10 protein-coding genes are annotated in these 11,664 nt (G+C 68.6%); 6 read left to right on the plus strand and 4 right to left on the minus strand.

Features of this window, described 5'->3' with window-relative positions; genetic code table 11:
• Positions 1-369: 369 nt before the first annotated feature.
• Positions 370-1,089, plus strand: a complete 720-nt coding sequence (locus D7X32_RS47880) for a phospholipase A2 family protein (RefSeq protein WP_368671557.1) — start codon at positions 370-372, stop codon at positions 1,087-1,089.
• 729 nt (positions 1,090-1,818) lie between these two features.
• Here the strand turns inward: D7X32_RS47880 and D7X32_RS27500 are convergent.
• Together D7X32_RS27500 and rdgC are read right to left on the minus strand one after the other, a co-directional pair.
• Complete coding sequence (locus D7X32_RS27500) at positions 1,819-2,508, minus strand: hypothetical protein (RefSeq protein WP_120605543.1); 690 nt, start codon at positions 2,506-2,508, stop codon at positions 1,819-1,821.
• Positions 2,495-3,145 carry a recombination-associated protein RdgC gene (gene rdgC, locus D7X32_RS27505; RefSeq protein WP_120605544.1) on the minus strand — a complete coding sequence of 217 codons (651 nt, stop codon included), beginning with the start codon at positions 3,143-3,145 and terminating at the stop codon, positions 2,495-2,497. Before rdgC ends, D7X32_RS27500 begins: the two co-directional genes overlap by 14 nt.
• A 191-nt stretch (positions 3,146-3,336) precedes the next feature.
• On the opposite strand from rdgC, the gene dacB reads away from it, so the two are divergent.
• From dacB to D7X32_RS27520, 3 genes are all read left to right on the plus strand, one after another.
• On the plus strand, positions 3,337-4,824 hold the full coding sequence (gene dacB, locus D7X32_RS27510) for a D-alanyl-D-alanine carboxypeptidase/D-alanyl-D-alanine endopeptidase (protein WP_167506520.1): 1,488 nt from the start codon (positions 3,337-3,339) through the stop codon (positions 4,822-4,824).
• 37 nt (positions 4,825-4,861) lie between these two features.
• Positions 4,862-7,042, plus strand: coding sequence for a prolyl oligopeptidase family serine peptidase (locus D7X32_RS27515; protein ID WP_120605546.1), 2,181 nt, complete (start codon positions 4,862-4,864; stop codon positions 7,040-7,042).
• Positions 7,043-7,130: 88 nt separating this feature from the next.
• Positions 7,131-7,568, plus strand: a complete 438-nt coding sequence (locus D7X32_RS27520; protein WP_120605547.1) for a hypothetical protein — start codon at positions 7,131-7,133, stop codon at positions 7,566-7,568.
• A gap of 42 nt (positions 7,569-7,610) precedes the next feature.
• On the opposite strand, the gene D7X32_RS27525 is transcribed toward D7X32_RS27520, so the two are convergent.
• Positions 7,611-8,201, minus strand: coding sequence for a TetR/AcrR family transcriptional regulator (locus D7X32_RS27525; protein ID WP_244239210.1), 591 nt, complete (start codon positions 8,199-8,201; stop codon positions 7,611-7,613).
• An 89-nt stretch (positions 8,202-8,290) separates the two neighbouring features.
• Between D7X32_RS27525 and D7X32_RS27530 the strand changes: the two genes are divergently transcribed.
• Both D7X32_RS27530 and D7X32_RS27535 read left to right on the plus strand, forming a co-directional pair.
• Positions 8,291-9,274 (plus strand): aldo/keto reductase, encoded by a 984-nt coding sequence (locus tag D7X32_RS27530; RefSeq protein ID WP_120605549.1) that lies wholly within the window; start codon positions 8,291-8,293, stop codon positions 9,272-9,274.
• Between the two features lie 50 nt (positions 9,275-9,324).
• Positions 9,325-10,410, plus strand: coding sequence for a D-TA family PLP-dependent enzyme (locus tag D7X32_RS27535; protein ID WP_120605550.1), 1,086 nt, complete (start codon positions 9,325-9,327; stop codon positions 10,408-10,410).
• Between the two features lie 9 nt (positions 10,411-10,419).
• Here the strand turns inward: D7X32_RS27535 and D7X32_RS27540 are convergent, their stop codons facing one another.
• A complete protein-coding gene (locus D7X32_RS27540; protein ID WP_120605551.1) occupies positions 10,420-11,415 on the minus strand; it encodes a TIR domain-containing protein in 996 nt (331 codons plus the stop codon).
• Between the last annotated feature and the right edge of the window lie 249 nt (positions 11,416-11,664).

Consider the following 11,664-nt stretch of genomic DNA (forward strand, 5'->3'; position numbering starts at 1 on the left):
CGGGGGTCTTCCGTATTCAGACCAGAAAGACACGCGGGGGGCCATGACGGCGCCCGCTCTGCCCCACAAGGCTTGAGTGGTGAAGCTGGTTCAAGAAATCCAGCAACACAAACCGCTGCGATATCGACTTGCACGACCATGAAAACCCCTGAGAGACCTCATCGGAACCCGATGACCTTCATTGCAATGGTCATCGCTTTGATTTCCAGCCTCCCCAGCCCCGCGCATGCGCAGTCGTTCTGCTATTCGAACAGCGGCTCCACTTGCTACTACGTTTGTGGTCCATCGAAGCCGACTGCCCCCTACGGCACGATTCACCAGTGCACATGCGATGGCTCCTCCATGAACCTCTCTCCCTACGGTTCAGAGATGGGACCGACATGTAACAGCATCCTCAGCACTTGCCTGACCACCGGAACAGGCGCTCCATCGAGTTGGACAACTTGCCCCCAGTGGCCGTGCCAGCCCGGCCAAGCATGCGTGACCTCGTCCGGGTGCAATGGCACTTGCGTATTCACGCCACCCTCCGGCAGTCAGAGCACCCCTCCTGTCGAATGCGTTGCGCCGCCTTCAAGCCAGGCATGTGGTAGTACGTGCTGCGGACCCGATCAAATCTGCTCCAATGAGACCTGCAAGCCGCGCTGTGGAGGCGCCCCGTATGACCCGGCAACCCAGTGCTGTGAAAGCCAGGAGGTCTTGTCAAAGCTCCAGATAGCGGATCTGTCCAAGTGTCCCCATCGCACTGCCAGGCCCGGCTGGGATCCCAATGATCCCAGCAACCTCAATGCCTGTGGCCCATCAGGGTCGAAACTCCCGGTTCCCGACTCCTACGGAGCGGCTGACTTCCGACCCGGCTGCAACGCGCACGACGCCTGCTACGGGACCTGCAACAACAACAAGCTCATTTGTGACACAGGCATGCACAGCGCACTGGAGGCGTCCTGCAAGAGTGCCTACAGCAACTCCTCCATGGCCATTCAGAGGTCCCGCTGCTTGAAGGTCGCCGCTGTCTACGCTGTCTCGGTGATAGCTGGAGGGGGTACCGCGTACGACAACGCCCAGAAGGCAGCGTGCATTTGTTGTCCCTGACCCTGGCTGCAGCTACGAAGAGAACCTGAAACTGGGCAAACGACAATGAAAAACACTGCCAGGACATATGTGGGTTTACTGCTTGCGGTTGCTTTCTCAGCGGCATGTTCCGACCGCCCAGCAGAGCCCTCCGCACCTCCTCCGGGCGCGGCATCACGTGCAGCGCTCCTACAGGACTTGTCGGGGACATGGGTCGGCACCCTCTCAATGAGTGGCGCACAGTCCACGGACGTCCGCTTCGAAATCACGGACAACAATGGCCAGCTTTCAGGAGTGGCTTTCGACAAAGAGCCCAGCAGCTCTCAGTTCATCAGGACAGGGACGTTGTCGGGAACCCGCACCGGGAACACGGCTCAGTGGACAAGTGACGGTGACTCCGTTTCCGGTACGCTGAGTGGCAGTTCGTTCGCGGGGACCTTCACCATCGCCAACGATGGGTTTGGGCAGTCATTGACAGCGCAGGTGAGCTTGCAGAAGTCTTCGTGCGTTCCGGAATCGGATGGAGCCTTCTGTTCTCGGAATGCCTTCGCCTGCGGGACCGCGGTGTCCGCGGACAACTGTGGTGTCCGGCGAGTCGTTGCGAGCTGCGGTGTGTGTGCACCAGGGACGTCGTGCACCCAGCAGAACACGTGTCAGTGAATGGGCCTGCTTCGCTCTCAAGGAAGCCTGAACCCGAACATCTGTCCGTCCTGACTCCAGCACGGACAGATGTTCTTGCCGCTCCGCGGCTCAGCCCCGGGCGGCCCGGGCGTCGCGGCCCCGGGCGCGGGCGGCCTTGGAGAGCAGGTCGCTCCCCTTCTCCTCGCCCTTCATCCACGCCTTCATGGCGGGCACCACCTGCTTGCTCCAGGCGCGGCCGGAACGCACGGTGAGGAACTCCTGCACCAGCGCATCCACGAGCGACGAGAGCTGCTCGGTGAGCTCCAGCCGTTCGGAGAGCTGATCATCCTCTTCCTCCGTCAGGAGCGCGGGCAGCTTGGCGGCGCGGATGTCCAGGAACTCGGCATCCAGGGTGACTTCGTATTCGCGCTCGCCGTGCGACACGCGCAGGCGCGCCTGGGACACCAGCAGGCCCCGGTCCAGCGAGTGGCGGACGTTCTCCGAATACGGCGCCAGCGTGCCCTTGGCGCTCATCTCCGTGACGTCGCCGGCCACGCCGCGCAGCACCACCTTGCCCAGGAAGAGGACGACGACACCCGCCTTGTCGAACTCCACCAGGGCGTCGCCCGACTCCGAGCGCCACAAGAGCCACGTCAGGAACTCGCGCCCCAGGTAGGCCCGGCCGCGCAAGAGCTGTTCGCGCGCCTTGCCCTTTTCGACTTCGGCTTCGTCCTTCTCCTCCTCGGTGGAGGCGCCGTCCACGCCCACGTCGCCCCGGGCGAACGCCGCCTCTTCCCTCGCCTGCTCACGCTTCGCCATGGGTCGCCTCCACCGAAGCCGTCGCCGGCAGGTCCAGGCCAATGAGCTCCGCCGTGGGGCCCAGGGCCTTCTCGTCGATGCCCGCGCGCTGCGCCATGGACGCGGGCGTGATGCCAATCACCTTCACCGCCAGGGCGCCTTCCAGCGCCACGGCGATCTCATCCACCGTCTTGCGCGACGCAGCCCAGATCTGCACCTGCTGCGTCTTCAGGTTCCACGTCACGTCCAGCGTGCTGGTGCGCGGCACCGCGCGCTGACGCAACAGCTGCTTGAGCTCCGCGCGCTGCTTGTTCTTCTCCGCGCGGGCGGGCGGGCGGCCGTTCTCGTTGGCGAAGGCGGCGGACCACTTGTCCAGCTCCGACTTCATCATCGACGCGGGCACCTTGAGCGTGTCGATGCGGAAGGCGAACAGGGCGTACTCGCCATAGAAGAGGTTTCCGGTGGCGAAGTCGGAGGCCTCCGGGTTCTCCAACTCCACGAAACCGGCGGCGCGCTCCTCCTCGGAACGGCGGTCGATGGGCTCGAACGCATGGGACTTGAGTCCCTTGGTCAGCCAGCGCTTGACGTCGGACGGCGCATCCTTGGCCGGCTCGGTCCGGAAGCGCGAAAAGGTCACGGCACCACGTAGGACAGGCATGGGGCGCGGCAGGATGGGGGGCGCGTGGCGCCGCGTCAAGGCACTCGGCGTGGCTGGACGGCGAGGGCCCGGGAATAGCCCGCGGGCAGGACCGTTTGCCCGTGCGCCGTCCAGCCGTGCACGTCTCCGCCCCACCCCGCTGGCGGGAATCCATGACACTCCCAGGCACGCGACATACGGTGGCCGCCGCCATGCGCCGCGCCCTCCCTGCCGCCAGCGTCGTTGCCCTTTTCCTGTCCGCCTGCACCCACGCGCCCGCCACGCCGGAAGGCGCCCCGCGCGACACCCTGCCCGGGGTGACGAAGGCCCTGCTGGAGACCCTGGAGGCGGACGGCGCGCTCACGGGCGCGTACGTGGTGGACGCGCGCACCGGCGAGCCCCTCTTCACCCACCGCGAGAACGTGCGGCTGTTGCCCGCGTCCACGATGAAGGTGGTGTCCACCTCCGCCGCGCTGTCCGCGCTGGGGGCGGACTTCCGCTTCGTGACGCCGGTGTTCCTGGAGGGCTCGCAGGCGGGAGGCCTGTTCCTGGGCGACGTGGTGGCGCAGGCGTCCGGGGACCCGTCGCTGGGTTCGTGGCGCTTCCCGGAGACGGCGCTCGCGTGCGACCGCATCGCGGAGGCCTTCCAGGCGCGCGGCATCCACCAGTGGCGCGGCAACGTGCGCATCTCCGGCACGGACGGCATGGACGGCGGCATGGGCCCCGGCTGGGCCTGGGACGACGCGGCCTATGCCTACAGCGCGGCGCCCACGCCCTTCGTCTTCCGCGAGAACGTGGTGGACCTGGCGCTGGCGCGCGCCCCGGGCTCCACCTGCGCGGACGCGCCCTCCGTCCAGTGGACGCCCACCTTCGCCACCCTGTCCGCGGTGGTGAACGTGGACGTCAACGCCGAGCGCTCGAACCTGGCCTGCGTGCGTGGCGGCGGCGGCGTGCGCTGCACGTGGCGCTCGCCCACCGGTGGACCGTGCCCCCAGTCCGCCGCGGTGAAGCTGTCCGTGGACGCGCCGGAGGCACTCTTCGCCGCGTGCGTGGACGACGCGCTGGCGCGGCACGGGGTGACGCGGCTGCCCCTCTCACTGGAGGCCCCCACTCCGCCCATGCCACCCGTGCCGGTACCACTGGTGGAACTGACCAGCCCGCCCCTGTCGGAGCTGGTGCGCGCGACGAACAAGGAGAGCCTCAACCTGTACGCGGAGCGGCTGGGCATGCGCTTCGCGCGCGAGCGCACCGGCCAGGAAGGCTACGTCGCGCTGCGCACGGCCCTGGTCGCGGAGCTGGCGCGCCGGGGAGTGCCCACCAAGGACCTGCGTCCCGTGGATGGCAGCGGCCTGTCCCGCTACAACCTGGCCTCGCCCCGGGGCATGGCGCGGGTGCTGCTCACCAGCATCCAGGAGCCCTACGGCGCCGCGCTGGTGGACAGCCTGCCGGTGCTGGGCGTGGACGGAACGTTGGCGGGCCGCAAGACGACGCAGTCCACCGCGGGCCGCATCCGCGCGAAGACGGGAACGCTCACGGGCCAGAAGTGCTTCGTGGGCGTGGCCGAACGGCCGAACGACCTGGAGCACCCGCGCGTGGTGTTCGCGCTGATGCTCGGCAACATGGACGAGGGCACGAAGCCCAACGCCAACGAGACCTTCGACACCTTCTCCACCGCCCTGGTGGAGTTGCCCCTGCGATGAGCGTCCCGTAGGGGTCCACCCGCATGCGAGGTGAACCATGAAGTCCCGTATCGCAGTGACGACCGCCGCGCTGCTGTTGCCACTCGTGGCCGGAGCCGCGGGCAAGGCGCCCGCGAAGCCCGCCGCCGCGGAGAAGCAGCCCGTGGAGACCACCTACCACGGCACCACCGTGGCGGATCCGTACCAGTGGATGGAGTCCGCGACGGATCCGAAGGTGCAGCAGTGGACCGACTCGCAGAACGCCTACACGCGCACGTACCTGGACAAGCTCCCGGGCCGCGAGCCCCTGCGCCAGCGCATCACGGAGCTCTTGTCCTGGAAGTCGCCCGCCTACGGCGGCCTGGATGAACAGGGCGGCACGCTGCTGGGGCTGAAGTTCCAGCCGCCCAAGCAGCAGCCCTCGCTCATCGTGGTGGGCTCGGTGGACGACACGTCGAAGGAGCGCGTGCTGGTGGACCCCACGCAGGTGGACACCTCCGGCAAGACGACCATCGACTGGTTCCAGCTGTCGCACGACGGCAAGAAGGTCGCCGTCTCCCTGTCCAAGGGCGGCACGGAGAGCGGTGACGTGTCCGTGTGGGACGTGGCCACGGCGAAGGCGATGCCCAACGAGCTCGTGCCCCGCGTCAACGGCGGCACGGCGGGCGGCAGCCTCGCGTGGAACGCGCAGGGCACGGGCTTCTTCTACACGCGCTATCCGCGCGGCGAGGAGCGGCCGCCCGTGGACCGCGAGGTGTACCAGCAGGTGTACTTCCACACGCTGGGCACGCCCACGGAGAAGGACACGTACGCGCTGGGCAAGGACTTCCCGCGCATCGCGATGACGGACCTGGAGTCCAGCGACGACGGCCAGTACACCGTCGCGCGCGTGGCCAACGGCGACGGCGGCGAGTTCGACATCTACCTGCACGGCCCCAAGGGCACGTGGACGCAGGTGGCGAAGTACGCGGACAAGGTGGTGTCGGCGCGCTTCGGCGGGGACGGCGCGGCGTACCTGCTCAGCCGCAAGGACGCGCCCAAGGGCAAGGTGCTGCGCCTGCCGCTGGCCACGCCCACCCTGGACAAGGCGACCGTGGTCGTCCCCGAGGGCGAGGCGACGGTGCAGGCCGTGGTGCCGACGAAGAGCCGCCTGTACCTGATGGAGCAGCTGGGCGGTCCGTCGCAGCTGCGCATGGTGGACCTGACGGGCAAGGCGCTGGGGCTGGTGCCCACGCTGCCGGTGTCGTTCGTGGGTGGCGTGGTGCGCCAGGGCGCGGACGACGTGCTCTTCGCCAGCGGCAGCTTCACCCAGCCAGCCGCGTGGTTCCGCTACACGGCGGCGGACAACAAGGTGACGAAGACGGCGCTGGCGCGCACGGCGCCCATCGACATGAGCGACGTGGAGGTGGTGCGCACGGAGGCCACGTCGAAGGACGGCACCAAGGTGCCGCTCACCATCCTGAAGAAGAAGGGCACGAAGCTGAACGGGAACAACCCCACGTGGCTCACCGGCTACGGCGGCTTCAACGTGTCCATCAACCCGGGCTACAGCCCGCTGACGGGCATGTGGCTGGAGCAGGGCGGCGTGTTCGCGGTGGCGAACCTGCGCGGCGGTTCGGAGTTCGGCGAGGAGTGGCACAAGGCCGGCTCGCTCACGAACAAGCAGAACGTGTTCGATGACTTCTATGCGTGCGCGAAGCTGCTGGTGGACCAGAAGTACACGCAGCCGAAGAAGCTGGCCATCCAGGGCGGCAGCAACGGCGGCCTGCTGATGGGCGCGGCCGTGACGCAGCACCCGGAGCAGTACGGCACCGTCGTGGCGCGCGTGGGCATCTACGACATGCTGCGCACGGAGCTGACGCCCAACGGCCAGTTCAACGTGACCGAGTACGGCTCCGTGAAGGACCCGGAGCAGTTCAAGGCGCTGTATGGCTATTCGCCGGTGCACCGCGTGAAGGACGGGACGAAGTACCCGTCGGTGCTCTTCACGTCCGGCGCCAATGACCCCCGCGTGGATCCGTTCCACTCGCGCAAGATGGTGGCCCGGATGCAGGCGGCGACGGCGTCTCCCAAGCCCATCCTGCTGCGCGCCAACGCGGAGACGGGCCACGGCATGGGCACGCCGCTGTCCGCGCGCATCGAGGAGGAGGTGGACGTCTACTCCTTCGTCTTCAACGAGCTGGGCATGACGTACAAGCCCAACGCGACGAAGAAGGTCGCCGCGCCCGCGCCGCAGTAGCCGTGCTTCTGTTCACGCCCGTCTCCCGAGCCCCGAGGCCTGGAGACGGGCGTTTCTTCTTTTGAGTTTCGTGGCAGCCTGCCGCCCCATGAGCCCGCTCATCCCCTACTTCATCCTTTCGCCCCTCGTCGCGGGCGGCCTGGCCTGGTGGACGCTCACCCGCATTGGACGGAAGCGGAATGAGCGCGCGAAGGGCTCGCTGGACGCGGTGGTGACGCGGCTGAAGGGACAGAAGGTGCTGGGCGCGGTGGACCTTTTCGTCCAGGACGTGTCGTGGTCCGGGGAGACGGAGCTGTCGCCGCAGAACTGCCGCGTCCGCGTGGTGATGGGCGGCCAGGATGCCAGCGCCATTCCCCCGCGCTTCGAAGTGGAGAGCGCACCGGGAGCGCCCCGTCCTCCGGCGGAGGTGCTCGCCGCGCTGCGCGTGCTGGATGCGCAGGCGACGGAGGCCTTGAAGTCCGGCGGCTGGAGCTGGCAGCGGCCCACGGTGGCCTTCGAGCCTGCGGCGGGAAATCCCGCGACGTAGTCTGGGAGTCCGCCCGGAGGGGCCTCCAGCGTCACGCCTTCTTCAGCGACGACGGGGACCAGAGCCCGAGGGCGCTGGCGCGCCGTAGCGCAGCCCGTCGATGAGCAGGTCGACCATTCTCCGAGGGTAGCCGGGGCCGACCTCCGCGACGGGAACGCAAAGGTTCCCCACGCCCCGCAGGAGCTCGTACGCGTCGACGTCGTCGCGAACCCGCCCCGCCGCCGCAGCAGCGGCGAGCAGCGACTGGAGCGCCGGCTCGAGGTGCTGCCGGAAATACGCGGGCAGCGCCTGATACGCCGGATCCTGGGCATTGAGCGACGCGGCGAGCCCACGCTTGGTGGCGATCAGGCTCGTGAACCGATGGAGCCACCGCGTCAGCGCCTCGAACGCCTCATGCTCGCGTGCCAGCTCCTGGGCCGAGGCGGCGCAGGCGTCGATCTCGCGCCGGTACACGGCGGCGATCAGTTCGGACCGCTGTGGAAAGTGCCGGTACACCGTCGCGATGCCGACGCCCGCGCGACTCGCGATCTCGCGTACCGGCGCGTCGACCCCGGACTCGGCGAACACGGCCTTCGCCGCCTCAAGCAGTGAGTCGAGGTTGCGCTGGGCATCCGCTCTGTTGGTTTTCTTCATCGCCTTGACAAACGGAACATCGTTCCGCATATACGGGTCAGTACCGGAACAGTGTTCCGTATACCCCAGCGATTGGAAGAGAGGAAGCCATGACCGCCGCGAACCGCACGACGCAACTCGGCAGGACGGGCCCGCGGGTGTTTCCCATTGCCCTGGGTTGTATGAGCATGTCCGGAGCGTACGGACCGTCTGACGAGAGCGAGAGCATCGCGACCCTCCGCGAGGCCATCGATCGCGGCGTGACGCTGATCGATACCGCCGACTTCTACGCCAGCGGACACAACGAGCTGCTCATTCGCCGCGCGATCGAAGGCCAACGCGACAAGGTGCGGCTCTCGGTGAAGTTCGGGGCCATGCGTGGACCAGACGGCGTCCCCGTGGGTTTCGACGGGCGCCCCGCGGCGGTGAAGAACTTCGTCACGTACAGCTTGCAGCGGCTCGGCGTTGACCACATCGACGTCTACCGCCCCGCCCGGCTGGACCCCCATGTGCCGATTGAAGACACGGTGGGCGCGATCGCCGAACTGGTGAAGGGCGGCTACGTGCGGAACATCGGGCTCTCGGAGGTGGGCGCCGAGACGATCCGCCGCGCGGCGAAGGTGCACCCCTTGAGCGACCTGCAGATCGAGTACTCCCTCATCACGCGCGAGCCGGAGAAGACCCTCTTCCCCACCCTCGCCGAGCTCGGCATGAGCGCGACCCTGTACGGCGTGCTCTCCCGCGGACTGTTGACGGGAGCGAAGGTTGAAGGTGCCCGCCTGCACTACCCTCGCTTCAGTGGAGAGGCGGGCCAGCGCAACGCAGCGGCCGTCGCGCGCTTCCACGCGTACGCCGCGGAGCGTGGGATGACGCCTGCGCAGCTCTCCGTGGCGTGGGTGCTGGCGAAGCAACCGGCGTTCGTCCCTGTGGTCGGCGCGCGCACGCGCAAGCAATTGCTCGACGTGCTCGGCGCACTCGAGAAGCCCCTGTCGTCCAGCGATGTGGCCGCTGTCGAGGCGCTCCTCCCGAAGGAGGCGATTGCCGGCAGCCGCTACCCCGAACAGCAGATGAAGCTGCTCGACAGCGAGCGCTGAGCCTGAATCCAGGCGATGGCTCCACCCGGAGGGGCTGTTAGAAGGACCGCATGTCCTCGACCTTCCTCGACACCCTCGACACGCCCGCGCCCATCGTGGACCTGGACCGCGTCGAACGGAACCTCCAGCGCGTCGCGGCCTACGCCCGCGAGCACGGGCTGCGCCTTCGCCCCCATACGAAGACCCACAAGACGGTGGAGCTGGGCGCGATGCAGGTCGCGGCGGGAGCCTCCGGCGTCACGGTGGCCACCGTCCTGGAAGCCGAGGTCATGGCGTCCGTGTCCGACGACGTGCTGCTCGCGTACCCGCCGGTGGGCGCGCACAAGCTGGCGCGGCTGATGGCCCTGCCCTCGCGCGTGCGGCTCACCGTGGCGCTCGATTCCCAGGAAGTGCTGGAGGGCCTGGCGCGCGCGGCCCGGGACGCGGGACGCACCGTGGGCGTGCTGGTGGAGGTGGACCTGGGCATGCGCCGCGTGGGGCTTCGCACGCCGGAGGAAGCCGTGGCCCTGGCGCGCAAGGCCGCGTCCACGGAGGGCGTGGCCTTTCGCGGAGTGACGTTCTACGCGGGCCACATCCGCGTCCCCCAGGCGGAGCTGCCCGCCGCGATGCATGCCCAATCCGAAGCGCTGGCGACGTTCGTGGGCGCCCTGAACAGCGCGGGCCTGCCGCCGGAAGTGGTCAGCGGCGGCTCCACGCCGACCCTCTGGCAATCCCATACCGTGAAGGGCCTCACGGAGATCCGCCCCGGCCTCAACGTGCTGAACGACCACAACGCGGCGGTTATCGGCGCGTGTGATTGGACGGAGTGCGCCTATTCGGTGCTGGCCACGGTCGTGAGCACCGCCGTGCCGGGACAGGTGGTCATCGACGCGGGAGCCAAGGCGCTGGTGAAGGAGGAAGGGCTGGCACCGGGGTATGGCGTCCTGCTGGACCGGCCGGAGGTCGTTGTGAAGAACCTGTCGGAGGAGCACGGCCTGCTGGACGTGTCCGGTACGACGTGGCGCCCGCGCATCGGTGAGCGTGTGCGCGTGGTGCCCAACCATGTCTGTGTTTCCGTCCCACAGCATCCCCGGCTGTATGTCGTGCGCGGGGACACGGGCGTGGCGACGTGGGAGGTCGCCGCGCGCGGCTGGTGAGCCACGGCGTCAGACGATGCGCTGCAGCTCCTGCGTCAGCATCTCCTCCAGGTGCCGGATGTTCCGGTAGACGAGGCACCGGTAGCTGGACACATCGAAGCGCAGCTCCCGCACGTCCCGCACCAGCATCAGGGTGGGCTTGCCGCGTCCCCAGGCATAGCCCACCTCCAGATAGACATTGGGGTTCGCCAATGACAGGTCCGCGATGACGACCTTCGCGGTGTCGATGCGGTCCCGGATGCGCTGGATGATGGGCCCGTCGAAGACGGCCTGGTCGACGCGCTCGCACAGGAGCCCGGCTGCCTTCACGGGGTTCAGGATGCCGTAGTGGTAGGTGTCCTCCAGCTCCGGCGCGAAGGGCATCGCCACGAAGGCGTGGGGCTTCTCGTTCGAGTTCGCGCCCGCGGACGCCATGGGCGGCGCCTGGACGAAGCGGGACGTCCGCCGCACGCGGAAGCCCGTGGCCCCCATCAGCGGCTCCACGCCCGGCGTCAGCCCCAATCCCAGCGCCATGGCCTTGCGCAGCCGCTCCACGCGCTTGGGGTTCAGCTCCACCACCGTGATGCGCGTCAGGTCGCGCGGACCGCTGCCCCGCTGGAACGCGTCCACGAAGCCACCCACCAGGGCCAGCACGGCCTCGTCCTCGTCCAGCCCGTAGTTGGGGCCGTGCACGGTGCACGCGAGGTGCCGCACCTCGTGCCGGGGCTCCAGCAGTTGGAGCGCGCGGACGGAGAACTGGCGGATCTCGTGGTAGCCGAACTGCCGCAGCCGCACCGTGCCCAGGAAGAGCACCAGGGGGGCGCCCAGGCTCCGGCGCGTGTCGATGAAGCGGTGGTCCCCGGGGAGCAGGTCGAAGGCGTCCATGGCGACGCCCGCCGACTCCAGCCGGCGCGCCACCGCGCCGTCCGCCCCGTGGAAGCCCTGCGCGTACTTCAGCAGCACGGCATCCGCGGCCGTCTCCCCCACGTCCCCCAGGTCCACCACGACGTCCAGCGTGTCTCCCATGGGCCCGGGACTGTAGGGCGTCCCGGTCCGCCCACGCCATCCCCGAGCGCCTCGGCGCCCCGCGTCAGGAGGCCAAAACACAGACGTGGCGGAGGCCGTCAATCCCTGCTCAAGGAGGCCTCCTGCCTGCCCGGCTGTCTTTCAGGCCGCCCTCCCCTTCCCTGTGAAGCGCTTCACAGTCTCCGTGCGGGCGGCTCGGTAGCATTTCGCCCCATGTCCCTTTACGCGCGCCTGCAGGCCCTGCTGTCC

The organism is Corallococcus carmarthensis, assembly GCF_003611695.1.
Lineage (GTDB): Bacteria > Myxococcota > Myxococcia > Myxococcales > Myxococcaceae > Corallococcus > Corallococcus carmarthensis.

Coding starts and splice junctions, on each gene's coding strand:
- D7X32_RS47880 (WP_368671557.1), top strand. CDS start 370: ATGGGACCGACATGTAACAGCATCCTCAGCACTTGCCTGACCACCGGA.
- D7X32_RS27500 (WP_120605543.1), bottom strand. CDS start 2,508: ATGGCGAAGCGTGAGCAGGCGAGGGAAGAGGCGGCGTTCGCCCGGGGC.
- rdgC (WP_120605544.1), bottom strand. CDS start 3,145: ATGCCTGTCCTACGTGGTGCCGTGACCTTTTCGCGCTTCCGGACCGAG.
- dacB (WP_167506520.1), top strand. CDS start 3,337: ATGCGCCGCGCCCTCCCTGCCGCCAGCGTCGTTGCCCTTTTCCTGTCC.
- D7X32_RS27515 (WP_120605546.1), top strand. CDS start 4,862: ATGAAGTCCCGTATCGCAGTGACGACCGCCGCGCTGCTGTTGCCACTC.
- D7X32_RS27520 (WP_120605547.1), top strand. CDS start 7,131: ATGAGCCCGCTCATCCCCTACTTCATCCTTTCGCCCCTCGTCGCGGGC.
- D7X32_RS27525 (WP_244239210.1), bottom strand. CDS start 8,201: ATGAAGAAAACCAACAGAGCGGATGCCCAGCGCAACCTCGACTCACTG.
- D7X32_RS27530 (WP_120605549.1), top strand. CDS start 8,291: ATGACCGCCGCGAACCGCACGACGCAACTCGGCAGGACGGGCCCGCGG.
- D7X32_RS27535 (WP_120605550.1), top strand. CDS start 9,325: ATGTCCTCGACCTTCCTCGACACCCTCGACACGCCCGCGCCCATCGTG.
- D7X32_RS27540 (WP_120605551.1), bottom strand. CDS start 11,415: ATGGGAGACACGCTGGACGTCGTGGTGGACCTGGGGGACGTGGGGGAG.